14 protein-coding genes are annotated in these 19,820 nt (G+C 62.1%); 2 read left to right on the forward strand and 12 right to left on the reverse strand.

Features of this window, described 5'->3' with window-relative positions; genetic code table 11:
• Positions 1–165: 165 nt before the first annotated feature.
• The 8 genes from KA184_11600 to pyrF all read right to left on the reverse strand — a co-directional run bounded on the left by KA184_11600 (position 166) and on the right by pyrF (position 10,564).
• Positions 166–1,578, reverse strand: a complete 1,413-nt coding sequence (locus tag KA184_11600; GenBank protein ID MBP8130213.1) for a sigma-54-dependent Fis family transcriptional regulator — start codon at positions 1,576–1,578, stop codon at positions 166–168.
• Positions 1,575–5,129 (reverse strand): PAS domain-containing protein, encoded by a 3,555-nt coding sequence (locus KA184_11605; protein MBP8130214.1) that lies wholly within the window; start codon positions 5,127–5,129, stop codon positions 1,575–1,577. Before KA184_11605 ends, KA184_11600 begins: the two co-directional genes overlap by 4 nt.
• Positions 5,130–5,366: 237 nt before the next feature.
• Complete coding sequence (locus KA184_11610) at positions 5,367–6,491, reverse strand: hypothetical protein (GenBank protein MBP8130215.1); 1,125 nt, start codon at positions 6,489–6,491, stop codon at positions 5,367–5,369.
• Positions 6,492–6,530: 39 nt separating this feature from the next.
• Positions 6,531–7,232 (reverse strand): zinc metallopeptidase, encoded by a 702-nt coding sequence (locus KA184_11615; GenBank protein ID MBP8130216.1) that lies wholly within the window; start codon positions 7,230–7,232, stop codon positions 6,531–6,533.
• Positions 7,233–7,240: 8 nt separating this feature from the next.
• Positions 7,241–7,936 carry a polymer-forming cytoskeletal protein gene (locus KA184_11620; GenBank protein MBP8130217.1) on the reverse strand — a complete coding sequence of 232 codons (696 nt, stop codon included), beginning with the start codon at positions 7,934–7,936 and terminating at the stop codon, positions 7,241–7,243.
• Positions 7,937–7,938: 2 nt separating this feature from the next.
• Positions 7,939–8,901 (reverse strand): P-loop NTPase, encoded by a 963-nt coding sequence (locus KA184_11625; protein MBP8130218.1) that lies wholly within the window; start codon positions 8,899–8,901, stop codon positions 7,939–7,941.
• Positions 8,902–9,299: 398 nt separating this feature from the next.
• A complete protein-coding gene (gene pyrE / locus KA184_11630; protein ID MBP8130219.1) occupies positions 9,300–9,875 on the reverse strand; it encodes an orotate phosphoribosyltransferase in 576 nt (191 codons plus the stop codon).
• Complete coding sequence (gene pyrF / locus KA184_11635; protein ID MBP8130220.1) at positions 9,872–10,564, reverse strand: orotidine-5'-phosphate decarboxylase; 693 nt, start codon at positions 10,562–10,564, stop codon at positions 9,872–9,874. Before pyrF ends, pyrE begins: the two co-directional genes overlap by 4 nt.
• 383 nt (positions 10,565–10,947) lie before the next feature.
• Here pyrF and KA184_11640 point away from each other — a divergent pair, with 383 nt between their 5' ends.
• Positions 10,948–15,939, forward strand: a complete 4,992-nt coding sequence (locus KA184_11640) for a PKD domain-containing protein (GenBank protein MBP8130221.1) — start codon at positions 10,948–10,950, stop codon at positions 15,937–15,939.
• Positions 15,940–15,965: 26 nt separating this feature from the next.
• Here KA184_11640 and KA184_11645 read toward each other — a convergent pair whose 3' ends face one another.
• The 4 genes from KA184_11645 to KA184_11660 form a co-directional block, all read right to left on the reverse strand.
• Positions 15,966–16,889, reverse strand: coding sequence for a metal ABC transporter permease (locus KA184_11645; GenBank protein MBP8130222.1), 924 nt, complete (start codon positions 16,887–16,889; stop codon positions 15,966–15,968).
• A complete protein-coding gene (locus KA184_11650; GenBank protein ID MBP8130223.1) occupies positions 16,882–17,694 on the reverse strand; it encodes a metal ABC transporter ATP-binding protein in 813 nt (270 codons plus the stop codon). Before KA184_11650 ends, KA184_11645 begins: the two co-directional genes overlap by 8 nt.
• The gene (locus tag KA184_11655; protein MBP8130224.1) at positions 17,678–18,496 is read right to left on the reverse strand and encodes a zinc ABC transporter substrate-binding protein; all 819 of its coding nucleotides are present in this window, start codon (positions 18,494–18,496) and stop codon (positions 17,678–17,680) included. Before KA184_11655 ends, KA184_11650 begins: the two co-directional genes overlap by 17 nt.
• Positions 18,497–18,600: 104 nt before the next feature.
• A complete protein-coding gene (locus tag KA184_11660) occupies positions 18,601–18,900 on the reverse strand; it encodes a CopG family transcriptional regulator (protein MBP8130225.1) in 300 nt (99 codons plus the stop codon).
• 224 nt (positions 18,901–19,124) lie between these two features.
• On the opposite strand from KA184_11660, the gene KA184_11665 reads away from it, so the two are divergent.
• Positions 19,125–19,820, forward strand: a 696-nt coding sequence (locus KA184_11665; protein MBP8130226.1) for a PTS sugar transporter subunit IIA, incomplete at its 3' end; no start/stop codon positions are given.

Here is a 19,820-nt window from a genome sequence, read left to right on the forward strand (position 1 = left end):
GTGTCATGGGCAATTTGCGGAGGGTGTTAACATTTTGGACAATGCAGGGGGGCAAACAGCGTAACTGCCTGTAATTAGGCATCTTACAAATGTTAAGAATCTTATCGCGTGTCAGGAAATGAACTGGTATTTTCCTGCGTGGCTGAGGCGGCGGGAGCCGCAAGGCTACTGAAGCGACTTGAGACGTTGATTCAGGGTCGTTCGTGAGATACCGAGCACGGAAGCGGCGATGCGCTGGTTTCCCTCTGACCGGCGCACGGCTTCGAGGATGAGCATGTCGGTCATTCTCTGTAGCGTGGGAAGCCGCTCGCCGAACCGTACCTCGGCGTCACGGGGCAATGCGCCGTCGTTTGGCGCCTCGGGCCGGGGAACGTCTATGCGCGTATACTTCCGGAACGTTTCCAGGGAGAGGATGTGGGACTTGTGGTGAGAAACGGCATCGAACACGAGCGCTTCCAACTCGCGGACGTTGCCCGGGAAATCGTACAGGCGCAGGAGCGTGAACAATTCGGACGGGGGAGTCGGCTTTTTCTTGCCGAGCGCTTCGGCGGCCTTGCCCAGGAGATGGTCCACGAGGAGCGGGAGGTCATCCTTACGTTCGCGCAAGGGGGGCACGTGGATGTGGTGTGTCCGGAGCCGGTAGTACAGGTCGCGGCGAAAGGCGTCGCGGCCGCGCAAGTCTTCGGAAGTGCGGTTGGTGGCGCAGACAATGCGGGCGTTGCTCTGCTTTGGCATGTCGACGCCCAAAGGATAGTATTCGCGGTATTCAATCAGACGCAGCAGCTTGAGTTGTGAGGCCGTGCTGAGGTCGCCGATCTCGTCGAGAAAGAGCGTGCCTCCCGCCGCGCGTTCGATGAGGCCTTGGCGCGCCCCGTCCGCTCCGGTGAATGCGCCGCGGGCATGGCCGAACAGCGTGTCGGAAAAAACGGCGTCGTCCACGCCGGCGACGTTGACCGCGACAAAGGGGCCGTCCAGGCCGCTGATTTCGTGAATGGCGCGGGCGATGAGTTCCTTGCCGGTTCCGGTCTCTCCCGTAATGAGGACGGGCTTGTTTGTCTCGGCGACGGTCTCGATGTACTGGAATATGCCAAACATCTGGTCGTTCTGCGTAAGAATCTCAGCAAAGGCCTCGGGACGATCCAGATGTTGCGAGAGCAGCCGGCGGGAAAGGATGTCGTAATCCCGCCGCAGTTCGCGCATTTCGAGGGCGCGCCGGACCACGGAGAGCAGTCTGCCGCCTTCCACGGGCTTGACCAGGTAATCGAATGCGCCCTGCCGGATGCAGCGTACGGCTGTGTCGACGTCATTCGCGCCGGTAATGACTACGACGGGTATTTCAGGGTTTTCTTGCACAATCTGCGCCAGCAGTTCTTCGCCCGGGAGGTACGGGAGCCAAAGGTCAAGCAAGATGATGCCCGCTTCGCGCACGGCCAGCAGCGGCAGGACTTCGCGGCTGTCTTGACACCGAATGACATGTTCAATACCCCCGGCATTCAGGATGGTCTCGACGCCTTCGAGAACGTGGACCTCGTCGTCCACCAGCAGAACGGGAAGCGGCGTTTTTCCGGTCGAGGTCATGATGTCTCCCCCCGGACGAGTTGGAGAACGGGCAATTCGACGGTGACCGTGGTGCCGGCGCCCGGCTCTGACATAAAGCGGAGCGAGCCGCCATGTTGATGGACGATGGTGGCGGAGATGGAGAGACCAAGTCCGGTGCCACCGGTGTCGCGTTTGGTGGTGAAGAACGGGTCGGTGATGCGCGGCAAGACGTCCTCGGAGATGCCGGCGCCTCCATCTTGCACGATAAGCGTTACGGAATGCGTCGCGGGATCATGGCTTGTGGCGGTGCGTACGGGTTCCTTGCGGCTGGTCAGCGCCTGGCAGGCGTTCTGCAGCAGATTGACCACGACCTGCTCCAAACGGCGGAAACTTCCCTGAACGGGCGGCAATCCCGCGGCCGGCTCAAAGGTAAAGTGGTCCGTTGATTTCTTGAGCATGTTTGCCAGAAGCGTAACCGCGGAATCGACTACGTGGTTGAGATTCACGGATTCAATGATTCCGTCGGGTTCTTGCCGCGCAAACCCGCGCAATTCCTCCACGATAAGTTTAATGCGCCGGGCGCCGTCTCGGATGCCGGTCAAGAGGAGCGGCATCCGCTCGCGAATTCGAGAGTAGTCCATTCCTGCAAGCCGGAATTCCCCGTTCTGTCGCAGGTAGCGGTCGAGAACGGGCACCGCGCCGGTCCAGACCATCTCGATCAGGTCCATGTTGTTCATGACGAACGCATTGGGATTATTGACCTCGTGTGCGACACCGGAGACAAGGACGCCCAGCGAGGCCATTTTGTCGGCCTGAATAAGCTGTTGTTCCCGTTCCTTGGCGGCTTGTTCCGCGCGGCGGCGTTCGGTGATGTCTTCTCCGGAAAACAGGAGGCCGGCTATGGCCCCTTGTTCGTCGTGCAAGACCGTGCTGTGCCATGCAACGAGACGTTCCTGCCCGGACTTCGTGAGGACGGGGTTCTCCGAGTATTCGTGCACGGCGGCTTCGCCGTTCAGCATGCCGGTCGCCGCCCGGTGCGAGGCGCTGCGATGGGACTCGGGCATACAGGTGTCAAACCAGTTCCGGCCCAGCAATTCTTCCTCTGTGTATTCCAGCAGCGCGCAGCCCTTCTTGTTGATCATGGTGACGGCCCCCGCGGTATCGAGTGCGACAATCATGACGCCGGCAATGTCGAGATAGTGTTGCGCGCGCACGCTTTCGCGCCGGAAGGCCACCTCAGCATCAATGCGCTTCGAAATGTCCTGGATAACACCGCTCATGCGCACGGGAAGCCCCTGACCATCGCGCTGGAGGGCGCGGCCGCGCACGAACACCCATTTCCATGTTCCATCCTTCGCGCGGAGGCGGTGCTCAGCCTCGAAGAAGGCAGCGCGGCCCGTGGCGTAATCATCATAGGCTTCCGTTAATCTGACCCGGTCATCCGGGTGCACCAAACCTGCAAAAGATTCTGAATCGTTCCCCAGTTCTTCCAGGGAATACCCCAACAATTGAGTCCATCCTTCACCATAGACCATGCTCCTTGTGTCGATGCGCCACTCCCAGGGGCCGAGACCCGCGCCGCGCACGGCGAGGTCCAGGCGTTCCTCGCTTTGGCGCAGAGCATGTTCGGCTTTCACGCGTTCCGTTACGTCGCGCGTTACACAGATGATGTCGCTGACCTTTCCGGTATCCGGGTCGCGTATGACGGTGCCCGTAGTCTCGGCCCAATAATAGGTCCCGTCTTTTTTGCGGCGGCGGAACGTGGCGGAGGTGGTCTGTTCTCCGCCCAGCGCGCGGAGGCTTGCCTGCAGCAGAATGCCGGCATCGTCGGGATGCACGTATTCGAAGGCGGTGTGGCCGAGGAGGTCTTCGGGCTGGAAGCCGGCAAGCCGGCGGATGGCTGGCGAAACATAGAGGTAGGTGCCGTCGGGCATATGACGGGTGATCAGGTCGGTGCTGTTTTCCGCCAGCAGACGGTACAATTCTTCACTCGTGCGGAGGGCGGCTTCCGTATTCTTGAGGTCCGTGATATCCGTGCTGGTTCCCGCCAGCCGTGCGGGATGGCCGCCCTTGCGCTCGATGATGGAACCGGCGCAAAACAACCACGCAGGGGAGCCGTCCTTGCGAATCATGCGGTGCTCGCATTCATAACGCTGGGTATGCCCGGCGAGATGGGCGCGAATCAAGTGCAGGATCTTCTCGCGGTCTTCCGGGGGAACAAGGTGGAGCCACGTGGCAATGTTGTCGTCCAGGTCTTCCGGGCGGTAACCAAGGAGTTGCTTCAGTTCGTCAGCGTAAAAGGTCTCGGAGTCGAGGTGGCAGTCCCATACTCCGACTTTGCCTGCCCCGATGGCCATGGTGTACCTCTCGCGGCTGGAGCGCAGGGCGTTTTCGACCTCCTTCTGCGCGGTGATGTCCCGGCGCGTTCCCATCATGCGAATCGGCGCGCCGCTGCTATCGCGCGTGACGACCTTGCCCCGATCCAGCACCCACGTGGGTTCCGCGCCTTCCGCCGCAATTCGGTATTCACATTCATAGTAGGGTGTTCGCCGTTCCAGATGCTCCTTGATCGTGTCCCTGACGTGGTCGATATCGCCGGGATGGATCAGGCTCTGCCAGAATTCGAACGTCGGCGCAATGCTCTCGGGCGGCAAACCGGTCGGCCGGAAACACAGGTCGCACGCGTAGGCGCCGGAGGGGATGTGCCATTCCCAGATGGCATCGCGGGCGGCTTCCATGGCCAATTGCAGCCGCTCTTCGCTCCCGCGCAGGGTACGGCGATTGCGGCGCAATCGGACCACGGCGATGGTGGTGGTCGTGAGAAGGACGAAGACCAGCGCCGATACAAGCAGGTCGAGGAGGAACCGGGAGGTATTCTGATGAAAGAGGCGGCTGAAAACCGCGGACGCATCGGGAATCGTCTGGACGCGCCAGTCGCGCCCCAATATGCTGAGCGCCGCAGTCCCTCCCAAGTCCGCAGCCAGCCGCCCGGCGCCACTGCCCCCGGCTGGCGGGCTGATGACGGCTTTGTCCCCGCAGAAGACCGAAACCCCATAGTCCGTCGCGTTTGGCAAATGTAAGACCCGCTCGAGCAGCGCGTCCAGGCCGATTACCCCGGCGAGCAAACCTGCCGGCTTTTCTTCGGCCGTGGCGCTTTCATAGACAGGGTTCCAAATCAGCAATCCCGGCAGGCCGTTCTGCAAGGTAATCGGCTCCGAACAGAAGGGGTCGCCGGAGCTGAGCACGTGAGCATGCCACGCGTCGCGGTCGGGCTGTTCCCGGACATTGAGGCCCACGACGGCAGCGCTCTGCTCGATGGGTGCGCTCAGGCGAATGACACCGGTGTTGTCTACAAAATTGACGATGAGGTACAGCGGTTCTCGAGCCATGAGCGTAGCCGCCTCGCGGAGGAAAAGGTCGTCTCGCTGCTCCGTAATCGGTGCGCGCCAGAGCATGGCGAGCAGGGCGAGGTCATTGGCGCGTTCGTGCAGCACGTCGTCGAGGGCCTGCGTCAGTCTGCGCGCATGGTCGGCGCTTTCTTCGCGCGCCAAGGCCCCGGCAAGCTGGTTCGCGTTTCGCCAGTCCAGCACATTACCCGTAACCAGGATCAGCAGGGCGCAAGGCGGAAGGGCCCATGCAACAATACGGGATGCCCACCCAAGAGGTCGCCCTATTGTCGCTGGTTTTGGCATATGCGTGCGTTCCAGGTCTGTTCGTGCCCGTGATTATCACGTGCGGACCATGAGGTCAGCTCCTTAGTATAGTCCAGTGCGGTGGAGGTTGCGAAGTCCGCCCTCAATGGAAGGTTGCGCGAACCTGTTCCAGGGTTATGGGAAAGCGACGTGCATCTCGCGCCCAATGACACTCTGGATAGTCAATTTCGCGTCCCCGAACTTGCGGCCCCGGACTTGGTCTACGAGCAGGGCCATGGGGCCATCGTAGACAAAGGCGAAGCGGGCCAGGAGACTGGAGTAGAAGAGCTCTTCGAATTGCGATGCGCCGGGAATGGCCTGCAGAGTGCGGAGCAGTTCTTCGAGCCGCGCGCGGTCGCCGGGGTGTTCGATGGTAAGCCGGATGCCTTCTTCAGCGCGGGCGCCCAGCACGGTAATGACCGCGGCGACGCCAACGTCTGGCGCGAGCTTGAGCGACGCGTCGCGCAGGGCCTGTTTCCCACCTTCCCGCGGGTCCGCGGCGTGTACGACATGACGAGCGGACAGCGTCTCGGTCATTTTGCCGTCGAAAGCCCGGAATACGCGCAGGGTGAGCGCGGCCTCGTTACGCAAGAGGTTCGAACCGGCTGCGGTAGCGGCGGCTCGCGCGACGGCCGTGCCAAGCACAATCACGTCCGCATTGAGAGCGCGGACGAAGAGGCCGCTGGTCTCTATATCGCCTTGTACGGCCCCGAGCAGGTCGGGATGGGTGAAATGGCCGGGAACCGCCCCGACGCCTTGCGCCGCGATGCCTTTCTTGGCCAATGCCTCAATCAAGACCGTCTCGGCGACGCCGCCTTCCAGCACGGCGGGCACGTCGTCCTGCACGAATTGTTCGCCGATGACCAGGATGACGCGGGGGGGGGCCCCGAAACGGGGCAGCATGAACTCCGCCAGGTCGCGTTGGAGCGCCCGCTCCAGGAGGTAGACATCCGCTTCCACGTAGGTGGTGTTGCCGCGTTCCTCCTGGCGGAAAACGTCGACGTGGTCCACATAACGGGGTGTGGCTTCGTTCAGGACTTCGAGTGCCGCGAGGTCCTCTCCTGACAGCAGGGATTGCGCGAATTGCGCCACAGCATCCCTGGCCGCGGCCTGAATGGCGTTGCGCCGGGCCGCGAAACCGATGCCATCCGCGTAGCCTTCGGCGCGGACGGGAAGCAGGGCCGTCTCGTCTTCAGCCGCGCGCACGGTCAGCGACAAACAACAAAAGAGGGCCGGGATTCCGGCCCTCCAAAGCATCACGCGCAAACATCCCCCGGCGGCAATCACATGCCGGCGCTCCTAATCTCTGCTGTTTGCAATCGCCAACAGCCGGATCAACTGCAGGACGGCCATGGCCGCCGCGGCCACATAGGTCATCGCGGCGGCGCCGAGCACTTTGCGCACGCCGCCCAGTTCGTCCTGCGACACGTAACCTCCCTGCGACAGTGCCCGCAGCGCGCGGCGGCTTGCGTCGAATTCAACAGGCAGTGTGACCAGTGTAAAGGCGACCGCGGCCGCGAACATCCAGATCCCGATTGTCATGAGGAATTGGCCGCCGCCGGAAAACCAGGACAGAATCATGCCGAAGAAGAAGAGGGGAATCGCGAGATTCGAGCCAATGCTCGAGAGCGGGTACATGAGCGTGCGCAATTGCAGGAAAGCGTAGCCCCGTGCGTGCTGGATGGCGTGGCCGACTTCATGAGCGGCTATGCCCAGCGCGGCAACACTTTGGCCCTGATACACTTCCTGCGACAGGCGCAACGTCTTCTTAATCGGGTCATAGTGGTCGGTGAGATTGCCCGGCACGATTTCCAACGCGACGTCAGGCCCCACGTTTTCGTCGCGCATGATCAATTGCGCGACTTGAGCGCCGGTCAAGCCGGAGCGCGACGCGACGCGGGAAAATCGGCCATAGGCGGAGCGGACCTTTACCTGGGCCCAAATCGCGAGAATGAGCGCCGGAAGCACGATCAGGTCATATGGCGTGAAGAAAAACGGCATACGGTCTGCTATCCTTTCTGAGCATTGTTCTTTTGAGCCGGGGCCCGCATGATGCACCCGCCGTTGAGCGTTGCTCCTTCTTCCATAATGAGGTTGCGCACCTTGATGTCGCCATGCACTTTGCCGGTGGCGGCCAGATGCAGCAACCCCGGCGTATTCACATTACCATACACCTGTCCGGCCAGGTTTATTCTCTTTCCGGCGATAACGTCGGCGTTGAGCCGGCCCGTCTCGCCCAGTTCGAGCAGTTCGCTGCATTCGACCTTGCCCTCGACGAGCCCCTCAACCTTGCAGGAGTGGGCCCGGACGTTGCCGGACACGAGCGCGCTCGCGCCGAGATAGAGGCGCCCGTCCACGGTGACATTGCCGTCCACGCGGCCGGAGATCTCGGTGTCGGTTCCGCCGCTGACGGAGCCTTCGATGATGACCCCTTCCGGAATCACCATGCGGCCCGGCTTCACGCTGCGCGCGCGGCGGATAGCGAGGTCGTCGGCGGTCGTGTCGGGCTGCGTGGCCGTCTCGGCGACGGGGTCGCGCGCGCGTTCCGTGCCGCGGCCGCTTTGGATTGCATCGTTCAGCCGGGCGTTCCAGCGGCCGAACAGCCCGCGCTTCCCGGCCTGCTCCATTGCGTCGTACTTGTCCTTGGCTTCCGCGTTCAGGTTGACCTGACGCGGCGGATTCGGATTCTTCTTGTTGTCAGCCACGATTAGAAATATCCCAGTCTGTTTGCCATGTCCACGATACAGCCGGACACCCGGAGCCGGGGCCGGCCTATGACGAAGGGAATACCAGAGTTTACCGCCTCGGAAACGGCGTGGTCAAAGTAGATGAAGCCGAGGTTTTCCGGGCGGACCAGAAGATGGTCGCGTGCGTGCTTGGCCATGATCTGGGCCGCGATCTGCGCTTCATACGCATTCTGGACCTTGTTTACGACTATCCTGGGCCGGAACGCCTGTGCGAGGCCAAGCAGTTCGCGGCGGATCATGTCGCGGGAACTTGCGTCAAAACCCTCCGCGGTTTCCAGGAAACTGATGAAACCGCGCAGGGATTCGTGGCGTTTGAGGAGGACGCCGACCTCCGGCAGCTGGTAAAACCGCTCGACCTGCCGGTAGACCGCGGCACGCAGGAACTTGAAAGCGTTGTCGATACTTGTGCGTTCTGGGGTGATGACCAGCACGCCGTGGGTCAGGGTCTGCAGATACAGGTCCAAGCTGTTCAGCCGGGCGCCGGCGTCGAGGTCGATGACAACCAGGTCCGCGTCCAACTGCGGGAGTTCCCGAATCAGGGCGTCCCGCTGGGCGTACCGCGGATTTGCCGCGTCGAGCAGGCCGGAAGTGCCGGGAATAAGCCTGAGGTTTTCGAAGGGCGTGTCGCATGCGATATCGCGCAACGACAGCAACCTGCGGCGGTCGAAAAACTCGTCCAGCCGGTGCTTCGCGTGCATGCCGAGCATCGTCTCGGCGTTGGAACAGGTCAGGTCGGCGTCGAGGATGACCACGCGCCAGCCGCGGCGGGCAATTTCGACAGCGGTATTCACCGCGAAACACGTCTTGCCGACACCGCCCTTACCGCCGCCGATGACCAGCATCTGCGGCATGAGGTCGGGCCGTTCTCGCCGGCAAAGAGGCGCGGCCAGGGTCTGGACCGGTTGTTCGCTCGTCGTGCTCATGGATTACACGCCCAATCCAATAAAACTAGCACGTAGCGGGCAATCTCGTCAACAATATTATGAAGCCGTCCGCACGCTATGGCTGAGAGCGGAGAGAGTCTGCACGGAAGGGTTCGTCTGGCGCACGAGAGAATCCCGGACCCGCAATGCTGAAGGGCCATGGACCGCCTCTTGGTGCTTGCCCGTTCCGCAGCACACAGGCAGGTTTTTGGGACGGCGCTGCTTTCTAAGGTGCTTTAAGGTATAGAGTTACGCGGGTCCCGCATTCTTGCGGCACGGGGGCCGGGGTGCAGGGGCAAACCATAATGCAGCATTCCGGATACAATCCCGCAGCATCGCAGGCCGGATGGACCGATTCTCCGGGAAGTTTCAGTTTCTGCCCGTGCGGGGGGTGACAGTCAGGCCATGATGTCGTCCGGCTCGGTCACGCGTACGCCTTGCGCGCACAAGGGGCATGACTCGGGAGACCAGCTTTCCATCGCAAGCCGTGCGAGCGGTACGAAAGGGCAATCGAACGCAGCCTCGCCGGCACTTCGGTCGATGAGGGCCCCGACTCCGGCCACGTGGGCGCCGCGGGCGCGGAGGTGGCCGATGCTCTTCTTTACGGAACCGCCCGTGGTGATGATGTCCTCGACAACGAGGACACGGGTTCCCGGACGAAGCGAGAATCCGCGTTTCAAGGCCATGCCTTGGGTCCCGTCCTTTTCCGTATACGCGGCGCGAGCGCCGAGACACCGCGCGGTGGCGTAAGCGAGCACGATGCCGCCTGTTGCGGGGCCGGCGACCAGTTCTATGGATTCGTCGCAGAATCGCTCGGCGAGTGCCGCGCACAGGCGGTCCGTGTGTTCGGGATGCTGGAGTACGCGTGCGGCCTGAAGGAACTGGCGCCCGTGGCGGCCGCTGGTGTAGAGGAAATGCCCTTCGAGCAGGGCGCCCACTTGGCGAAACACTTCGATCACCGATTCCGGGGTCATCCCAGCAACTCCTCTCGCACCATATGGACGGCCAGCGCCGGCCTGGGATGCTTCAATATGGGGCGGCCTACTACTATCATGCTTGCGCCGGCCTGCGCCGCCTCGCGCGGGGTCATGATGCGCGCCTGGTCGTCCTGTCCCGCCCAGGCCGGACGAATGCCCGGGGTGACTATCAAGGCCTTCGGACCAACAGCGGCGCGGACAGCGGCGATTTCGTGGGGCGAACATACAATCCCGTGCGCGCCCGCGTCTACGGCGAGCCGCGCCCAGCGCGGCACGACCTCGACCGCGGTTCCGGGCACACCGATCTCGGAGCGGAGCATATCGTCGGTCAGGCTGGTCAGGACGGTGACGGCCAGGAGCCGCGCAGGCGTGCCTTCCACGGCCCTGCGGGCGGCTTCGATCATCCTATGCCCGCCGGAAGCGTGGAGCGTGCAGAGACCGGCGCCCAGGTCTGCGGCGGCGCGCACGGCGTGCGCGACCGTGTTCGGGATGTCATGGAACTTGAGGTCAAGAAAGACCTGGTTCCCTTTGTCGAGCACCGCCCGGACGATGTCCGGACCACACCGCGTGAACAACTGTGACCCGATCTTGAACCAGCCGCTGCCGCAGGCGTCTGCCAGGACAAGGGCTTCCGTCCGCGTGTCAACGTCCAGCACTACAATGAGTTCGCACGGCATGTGCGGCATTCTCCCCATCTGCGGCACGGGCGTCCCGTCCGTGCGTTGCGCGGATACAGCCTACAACCTGCGCGGCGCGCGAGTCCACTCCCGGCCAATCATGCAAGGTAGGTATGCGTCCCGTCTTTGTGCGAGCAAACGGCGGCAGGCGCCCGAGACGTTCTGCCGGGCATCGCAAATATGCTGTCTATACGCGCATCCTTCCTATGAAACCCACAGTGGATTTTTTCAGGGCATTCTGTAATCATGGCGTTGTCGAGTGGCGCGATTGGGCAGGCGGGAGAGCTGTGATGCCGTTCAACCACGGCGAAGGGGTCCTGGGGAGAATGGTGAATGAGGTAACGGAGATAGCATAAAAACACCTTCCGGGGGGCGAAGGTCCGGAAAGGTCTATGGCAAGGGGTATCGCCCGCTGGAATGGCCTGGCAGGGGGAGCCAGGTTAGTACTCTTGGCGGTAGCGCTATGTTTTGGCGTGGCAGCCGGGGCTGCAACGTATTATGTAGACGCCACGAATGGCAGCGATACGCGCAGCGGCACAACGCCGAGTCTGGCGTGGCGCACCCTGGGCCGGGTCAATTACCTGGCGTTGAACCCCGGCGATGCCGTGCTTCTGAAGCGGGGGGAAGTCTGGCGTGAGCGGCTCCTGGTCATGCGGTCAGGCACTGCGGCAATCCCCATCGTATTTAGCGCATACGGCGCTGGCGCGGACCCCGTGATTGACGGCGCGGACCTCGTGAGCGGATGGACCGCGATAGGAGGGAACCGCTACACCGCGAATGTTGCCACGGCGCCGGAAGTCACGGTGTTTGACGGAGTGAAGGGGCGCCGGGAGCCGCTGGACACGCAGGTGAACGCGCCTCTGGAATGGCACTGGGCAAACGGCGTTCTAACCATTTACTCCGGCGACGCGCCGGCGAATATTGAGGCTTCCACGCGTCAATTCCTCGTCGAGTTCCTGCAGTGCTCCTATGTCACCTTCCGGGATATTGCGTTGTGTCACGGCGTGGATTGTATCCGCCTGTACAATACGAACGATGCGCGGATTGACAATGTCACGATTTTCGACAGCGCGGGCTATGCGGGTGTCTTTGTGACGGCCGACACCGCCGGCCGGGGCGAACGGAACGCGATTCTCAATTGCCGCATCTTCGGTATTACCGGCAGTACGGAGTCGCTCAGCTATGGCGGGAACGGGAGCGGCCTGTTTGTCTGGGGGCAGAACGTTTCCCAGAGGAACGTGTGCAGCGGAAACATGATTCACGATAGCGGCGGTTCGGGCATACTCATCATGGACAGCGCCGGGAACATCGTATCGGGAAACACGGTCTATCAGCAAGGTTCCTCCGGTATCGTCATCACCGGGTTGAATGCCGACGGCAACGTTTTGGACGGGAACGAGGTATACGCATGTTGTCAGGACGAGAACGACTGTTTCGGGATCAATTTCTATCGTTGTGGAAACGGCAATGTGGTTCGGAATAATGAGGTGCACGACCAATACATCTTCAGCGAGGAAGAGGTGGGCATCCCCGGCTTTACGGAACGCAGCGGGGGTATCCGCTTTGACGGGGATACTAACATCGGCTTGACGGACAAGACGGGGAACACGGCCTACAACAACATCATTTATGACGAGTTTGAGGGGATCCAGATCTTCAATTTCAGCAACGTCAGCTTGTACAACAACACGGTGTACGACTGTGTGCGCTCGGGCATATATATCGGGAGTTATGGCGCGTTCGGCACGACGCAGAATACCGTGTGCCGGAACAATGTCGTTCATTCGTCCCAGGAGCAGTTGGTCTGGCACCGCAACGCGACGAATACGAGCCTGGATTACAATGTCTACTACCCGGACAACAGCACGGCGTTCCGGTGGAATGATGCGAGGTTCGCGTTCAGCGGATGGCGACTGGTCAGCGGTTTTGATGCTCATTCCCAAGTCGCGGACCCGTTGTTTGACGACGCGGCGGGCCACGATTTCCGCGTTCGAACGGGTTCGGCGTGCATCGATACGGGAGTGGCGGCAGGGGCCCCGCCGGTCGACATCGCGGGAACTGCGCGGCCTCAGGGGGCGGGCACCGATGTGGGAGCGTACGAGTATACACGCTTGCCGACCGCGTCCTTTTCCGCCATGTCGCGCAGCGGGCCGGGGCCCCTGAGCGTCCTGTTCCTGGATACTTCGGAGCCCGGGACTTCGCCGATTACCGGCTGGGCGTGGGATTTCAACAACGATGGCGCGGTGGATAGTTCCGCCGCGATGCCGGTGTTTGTATTCACCGCGCCGGGCAAATATACCGTGGCGCTGACGGTGACGACGGCGCTGGGCAGCGACGCGCACGTCGAGGCCGATTACATCCACGTTACGTCGGGGCCCACGGCGGATTTCACGGCCTCTCCGGTGTTCGGGCTGGCGCCGCTTGCGGTGGTCTTTACGGATACCTCTCTGAACGGCAGTTCGGCAATCACCGCGTGGCGTTGGGATTTCGACGGCGATGGCCTTGCTGACAGCACCGCGCGGAACCCGAGCTTTCTTTTTGGTCCGGGCGTTTACAGCGTATCCCTGACCGTTACGGACGCAAATGGACAATCGGATACCCGGACGCGCCCGGATTGCATACGTGCGAACCTTGCGCCTGACGCGGCGTTTACGGGGGGCCCCAGGAACGGGTTTGCGCCCCTGGCCGTGAACTTTACCGATAACTCAAATCCCGGCTCGCAGCCGATTGAGTCCTGGTCGTGGGACTTCGGCGACGGCGGCGTCAGCAGCGAGCAGCATCCCACGCATATATATGCGAACGCTGGCGTCTATTCTGTGTCGCTGACCGTGACAACGGCCGCGTCGAACGACACGGGGACCGAAACGGGTTACATCGCTGTTGCACAACCGGTTGGCCCGACGGCCTCCTTTGATGGAGCGCCCATGGCGGGAATGAGACCGCTTGCCGTACAGTTCACCGATACGTCGACCCCCGGCAGTCACCCGATAACGGATTGGTCGTGGGATTTCGGCGACGGCCATGGCAGCACGCTGCAACATCCCGCGCATACATATGAAAACGCCGGGTCCTATGAAGTAAGTCTAACCGTCATGACCGCCTCGGGAAGCGACCTGGAAACACGGGCGAGCTATATCCAGGTGTCGGGCGGGGCAGCGCCCACCGCCGACTTCACGGCAAGCCCTGCAACGGGGAAGATGCCGCTCCAGGTGCAATTCACGGATGCCTCCGTGCCGGGAGATTCTCCAATTACCGCCTGGCTGTGGGATTTTGGCGACGGCGCGACGAGCACCGGCCGGAATCCGGCGCATGCGTACACCGCGGCCGGCGCGTATGACGTTTCCTTGACGGTGACCACGGGCGTGGGCAGCGATTCCATGTTGGTGGAGGATTTGGTTCGGGTCTATGCGGCCGTGCATGTGGACCGGGACAATGCCTCCGGTCTGGAAGACGGGACTTCCTGGGACCGCGCGTTCCGGCGGATTCAGGACGGCATCGATGCGGCGGCAAACCTGAGTGGCGGCGAAGTATGGGTCGCGGAGGGCCTTTATGACGAACCGCGACCGGACCCGACGGGGGCGCTTCTGTTGCGGCCGGCTGTGGCGATATACGGCGGCTTCTCCGGTACGGAGAAAGCGCTGCACCAACGGGACCCGGCGGCCAAGCTCACGGTTATCGATGGGACGTCGGCGCGTGACGGGGCGCACGCCTATCACGTCGTGGTTGGCGGCGCCAGCGGCCGCTTGGACGGCTTCATCATCCAGGACGGACTCGCGAACTCGGGTGGTTCCTCGCGCGACCGGGGGGCGGGGCTGTTTATACAGAATGCCTCGCCGGTCATCGCCAATTGCGTGATCCGGAACAACCACGCAACCTATGCGGGGGGCGGCCTGTATAACGGTAATGCCGCATCGCCGCTGATCATGAATTGCATGTTTTTTGACAACGCTACGCTGGGTTCGTACCTGGCGCAGGGGCACGGGGGCGCCGTTTACAACGCGAGCGGGTCGGCGGCGCGGTTCGAAAACTGTATCTTCGCGGGGAATAACGCGCGGGCGACGTTTTTCGCGGACGGGCAAGGCGGCGCCATGTACAGCCAGGACTGTATGCCGGTTCTAGTGAATTGCACGTTTTATGGAAACCGGACCTATGGCGCCTTCTTCTCGGATGGCGACGGCGGCGGGTTGTATAACCGTCTCGCCTCGCCCTCAGTGAGAAACTGCATCTTCTGGGAAGATTTCCCGAATGAGATTGTAAATTCGGGCATTGGCGGCGCGAATGTCTCTTACAGCGATATCGAAGGTGGTTACAGCGGAAACGGCAATATCGCCATGCACCCCGGATTCGTGGACGCAAGCGCCAGGGACTTCTCATTGCAGCCGGGTTCTTCCTGCATTGACAGCGGAACCGTCGTGGACGCTCCGGCGACGGATATTCGCGGCGTTATCCGGCCGCAAGGGACGGGGGTGGACATGGGCGCGTACGAATCGGGGTCTTTGCCTGTCGCCGAATTTGCGGTTTCCGCCACACGCGGCGTCGCGCCTTTCACGGTTGTCTTCACGGACCAGTCCGATGCCGGAACAGCGCAGATTGATGACTGGTCCTGGGATTTCGGAGACGGAACCGGCAGCAGCGAGCAGCATCCGAGGCATACGTATGCAATCCCGGGCACCTACACGGCGCGGCTCACGGTGACGACGGACGTGGGCGCCGACGTATCCGATCCCGCCGGCATAACGGCGGCGTCGGCCGTGACATTCACGCAACAGCCGCGAGACGCCTATGCATACGCAGGCGACGCGGCGATGTTCGAGGTCGAGGCTTCCGGCGGACTGGGCGGATATCTGCACCGATGGTGGTTTGACGATGGGTATAAGGCGGTCGTCGAGACTGGAGGCGACAGCCGGGTGCTCCCGATAGCGCCGGTGCGTTTGGCCGATGCGGGCGCGTATTGGTGCCAGATCACGGATGACCTCGGGAATTACGTTTCGGATGCGGCTCAATTATTCGTGGCGGAGCCGCTCATGGTCACCGAGCAGCCCGTGGGCGGGGAGAAGCCCGCCGGCGGAACGCATGTGTTTCATGTCGGCGTCAGTGGCGGGTTCACGCCTCTCGACTACGTGTGGAAGAAGGACGAGGCGCCGGTGGCCGGCGGCTACGGAGATACGCTGGTTCTGGATGACGTTGACGCGCACGATGCGGGAATCTACATGGTCGAAGTCTACGATGCGTTGGGCACTGTGCGCTTTTCCGAATCCGCAACTCTCAATGTGGTGGCCCATGTGCCGGTGGCGCGCCTGGGCGGACTGGCCATACTGATTAGCGGCATGTCAGTAACGGCGGCGTATGCGTTTTCGGGCAGGAACAGACGAAATCGCCGGTGAAGTGTTCGCCCTTGGCGGAGGAAAGGTCAGGCCCCTCCCTGAATGTGCTCCTGTTGTTCCGCATCACGCGCCCTGATTGCGGAGGCTGGTTTCCCTTTTCCCAGGCGCAATCGGCGAGCGAGCGCGGTTCCGGCAACGACAAGCAGGTACACGCCGCCGCTCAAAAGAATAATGGCCGGGCCGCTCAATATCTCGAAGGAATAACTGATACCGAGGCCGCCGCCGACCACGCCCGCGCAGCAGGTCACGGCGATGAGCATCATCGAACTGATCCGCCGGGCGAATTGACCGGCGGTGGCCGCGGGCAGGGTAAGCAGCGCAATCACGAGGACAATGCCGACGACCGAAATCAGGAGCACGACCGTCAGCGCGGTGAGGCACAGCAACAGCAGGTAATAGGCCTCAACGCGCACGCCCCGGAGCCGCGCGAACTCGCTGTCGAAACACACGGCGACCAGCTTGTTGTGGAAAAGTGCGGCTAGCGCGATCACGGCCGTGTCCAGGAGCAGAATCAGGACCAGGTCGCGCTTCGTTATGAGGAGAATATTGCCGAAAAGGTAGCTCATCGGGTCGTAGTTGCCCGGAGTCCATTGAAGAAACAGCAGGCCGGCGCCCATGCCGACGGCCCAGACCGCGCCAATGATAGTGTCTTCCCGTTCACCCGCATAGAGCCCGGCCAGGCCGATAATCACGGCCGACAGGAGCGCCGCGGCCGTGGCGCCGTGCAACGGTTCGCACCAGGTCCAACCGAGCCGGTATTGCAGAAAGATGGCCAGGCCAATGCCGCCGAGCACGCTGTGCGCGATGGCCCCGGCAATATAGGTGATGCGCCGGGCGACGACATAGGCGCCTATCACGCCGAACGCGACGCTGGAAAGGATGCCCGCGAGAAACGCGTAGCGGAGAAAGGGCGCCTGGGGGTCCAGCAGAGCTTCGATCAACTCAATCATGGAGGTGGCGCTCCTCGGGGTAATGGTAATCATGTTGAATAATGCGGACATCGGTTCCGTACAGTCTTCGGATGGCTTCCGTCGTGACTGCCGCGGTCGGATGCAGGGCAACGCTGCGGTTAACGCAGATCACGCTGTCTACAAAGCCGGTGACGAAACTCAGATTGTGCGAAACCATGACAATCGTCATGCGGCGGTTGAGTCTCTTGAGCAGTTCAAAGAGGCGCTTCTCGGCGGCGGCATCAACTCCCGCCATGGGCTCGTCAAGCAGCAGCAGGTCCGGTTCGGAAGCGAGCGCCCTTGCCAGGAGGCTGCGTCTGCGTTGCCCTCCGGAGAGGCTGGCAAAGGGAACCGATGCGTATTCGGCGAGCGAAACCTCGTCCAGGACACGCCGGGCGATTTCGCGGTCCTTCGCGGTGTACGGACCGCCAAGACGGCGCTCGACGCGCCCCATCAATATCACGTCGAATACCGTGACCGGGAAGCGGGTGTCAAAGTGAAGATGCTGGGGCGTGTACCCGATGCGCGCGCGCACATGACTGGGCGAACGGCCAAACACAAGGACGCTGCCCGCCGTGGGGCGCAGCATGCCGGCGATGAGCCGCACGAGCGTGGTCTTGCCGCCGCCGTTAGGTCCAACCACCACGGCAAATGCGCCTTCTTCGATGTCCAGGTTCACCCCTTCAATTATGGGCATCTCCTCATAGGCGAAGGAGAGGTCTTTCAAGCAAACGATGGGCCGATGCGGCCGGGCCGGCCGCGTTGTGGCAACGGAATTTTGCGTCGATTCAGGCTGCGGGTTCATTGGTCATCCTCGATTTGTCCTGCAAGAGAAAAGCTTCCTCAAGATGGCCTGCTATGCGGCGCAGATTCTCGAGCACGTCCGCGGCCAAAGGGTCCACGGGCACGACGCGACCCGCGATGCACTCGGCAAGCGCGGAAGCGGCATGTGCGGCATATTGGGGCTGAACGAACACGACATTGACGTGTTCTGCGATAGCCTGATGGATGAGGGAGCGCACGCGTTTCGGAGTGGGGCTCTTGCCGCCGGTTTCCACGGCGACCTGTTCAAGATGGAATGCCGCCGCGAAATACCCGAATGCGGGGTGGTAGACGAAGAAGCGTCGTCCGGCGTAGGGTGCGAGTCTCCCCGCAATCGACATGCGCAGACCCTCCAATTCAGCGAGAAAGGACTCGAGATGCGCGCGGTAGTCGTCCGCGTGCGCGGGGTCTTCCGCCGTAAGGGCTCGACAGATATTCTGCGCCAGGACGCGTAGCTGCGCCGGGCCAAGCCAAGCGTGCACGTCGAAGTGTTCGTCTCCGCAACTGTGGTCATGGTCATGGCCCTGCGCGTCGTCGACGGGGAGCCGGTCCACGCCTTCAAGCAGATCGACCACGTTCAGCCGGGTCGTCTGGCCGCTGATTTTTCCAAGAAGACGGGTCTCGAAGGGGAGGTGGCTATTCAGATACAGGCGTGCCCGGCTGAGCGCGAGAACCTGGCTGGGGCTGGGCTCAAAGGTGTGGGGATCCTGAGCGCCGGCGATAAGCACCCTGACAACCGCGTGGCTGCCCGCAATCCGTTCGGCCAGGTACCCGATAGGAGGCACGCTTGCGAACACCATTGTCCCCTGGTCAGGACCTGCTTTCGTCCCGCACGCCGCGAGAGCAAGTGCAAGCGCCGCGGCAGCGAAAAGGGTGGCGAAACACCGGCTCATGGCGACCGACGCGATGTCCGCGTTCCGAGACGGTTCTTCTTCTGCTCCGTGCAAACCAGATGCACGGCCTGGCAGTCGCCGCATTCTTCGAGAATGTGCGTCTTGGTAAAGGCCTCCCAGTGTTTGCGCTGAGCGACCGACAGCGTGCCAGTGCCGCGGCAAAGGGGGCACACTCCTTCCAGCGCGGTCAGAATCGCCGTGCGGATGAATTCGGACCGGTTGGGTATGGTTCTCAGTGCTTCCCAGAGAGCGGCGTCTACCTTGAACGTGATGATCTCCTGTTTCTTTTCCGGCATGCGTCGGTCCTCTTGGTTTTGGCCGATTATAATACATCGTAATACCGCTGGCAAGAAAGGGAGGAGGGCCGGATTCCCGGCAGGGACGCCGGTTTGCGGGATACTGCCCGACAGGGTATGCTTGACGTATCGGTTCCTCCTTTGAAGATGAACAAAGGTATTGGGACTGGTCCGGCCATCTTGCGCGGTGCGGCGCGCAAGAGCGATGGCGCGGGAGAAGAAAGATGGATGCGAGCGAAGAGATCTTCTCGGACCTTCTGCGTGAGCAGAACGTTATTTGCCAAATTGAGGCGCGAACCGGCACGGAGGTGATTGAGGCGCTTGCGCGGCTGCTGCACCGGAACGAGGGCGGGTTTGACTGGGAAGCGGTCGTGGCCGCGTGCAACGAGCGCGAACGCGTTTATTCGACCGTTATTGCGCCGGGGTTGGCCTTGCCGCATGCGCGTGTCGTCAACTTGCCGAGATTGATGATCGCAATTGGCACGTCGCGGGCCGGCATTGCGTTTGAAGCCGCGGACCGCGGACTCGTGAATGTCACTGCTCTCATTCTCACGCCAAAGACATCGCCGGGACTGTATTTGCAGGTCTTGGCGGTGCTCATGGAGCATTTCAGCGAGCCACACGCGATACAGCGGGTGGCTGAGTTGCCGTCGGCGGAGGCGGTGTGTGCGTTCTTCTCCGAGAACAGAGAGCGCATGCCCTCCTATCTGACCGCGCAAGACATTCTGGAGCGGGATGTGCCGACGCTGCTGGAAAGCGATGACCTCGACACCGCAATCCGGCTGTTTTGCTCGAAGAAGCTGCTGGATATTCCCGTAGTAGATGAAGAAGGTGACCTTCGCGGCGCGTTTTCCCTCGAAGACCTGCTGAAGGTGGGATTGCCGGAGCATTTGCTTTGGATGGAGGACTTGGCGCCGATT

The sequence above is a fragment of the Candidatus Hydrogenedentota bacterium genome, assembly GCA_018005585.1.
Taxonomy (GTDB): domain Bacteria; phylum Hydrogenedentota; class Hydrogenedentia; order Hydrogenedentales; family JAGMZX01; genus JAGMZX01.

Excerpts from the sequence above, each read along its gene's own strand:
- KA184_11600 (MBP8130213.1), bottom strand. The coding sequence starts at position 1,578 with ATGACCTCGACCGGAAAAACGCCGCTTCCCGTTCTGCTGGTGGACGAC.
- KA184_11615 (MBP8130216.1), bottom strand. The coding sequence starts at position 7,232 with ATGCCGTTTTTCTTCACGCCATATGACCTGATCGTGCTTCCGGCGCTC.
- KA184_11625 (MBP8130218.1), bottom strand. The coding sequence starts at position 8,901 with ATGAGCACGACGAGCGAACAACCGGTCCAGACCCTGGCCGCGCCTCTT.
- pyrE (MBP8130219.1), bottom strand. The coding sequence starts at position 9,875 with ATGACCCCGGAATCGGTGATCGAAGTGTTTCGCCAAGTGGGCGCCCTG.
- pyrF (MBP8130220.1), bottom strand. The coding sequence starts at position 10,564 with ATGCCGCACATGCCGTGCGAACTCATTGTAGTGCTGGACGTTGACACG.
- KA184_11640 (MBP8130221.1), top strand. The coding sequence starts at position 10,948 with ATGGCAAGGGGTATCGCCCGCTGGAATGGCCTGGCAGGGGGAGCCAGG.
- KA184_11645 (MBP8130222.1), bottom strand. The coding sequence starts at position 16,889 with ATGATTGAGTTGATCGAAGCTCTGCTGGACCCCCAGGCGCCCTTTCTC.
- KA184_11650 (MBP8130223.1), bottom strand. The coding sequence starts at position 17,694 with ATGAACCCGCAGCCTGAATCGACGCAAAATTCCGTTGCCACAACGCGG.
- KA184_11660 (MBP8130225.1), bottom strand. The coding sequence starts at position 18,900 with ATGCCGGAAAAGAAACAGGAGATCATCACGTTCAAGGTAGACGCCGCT.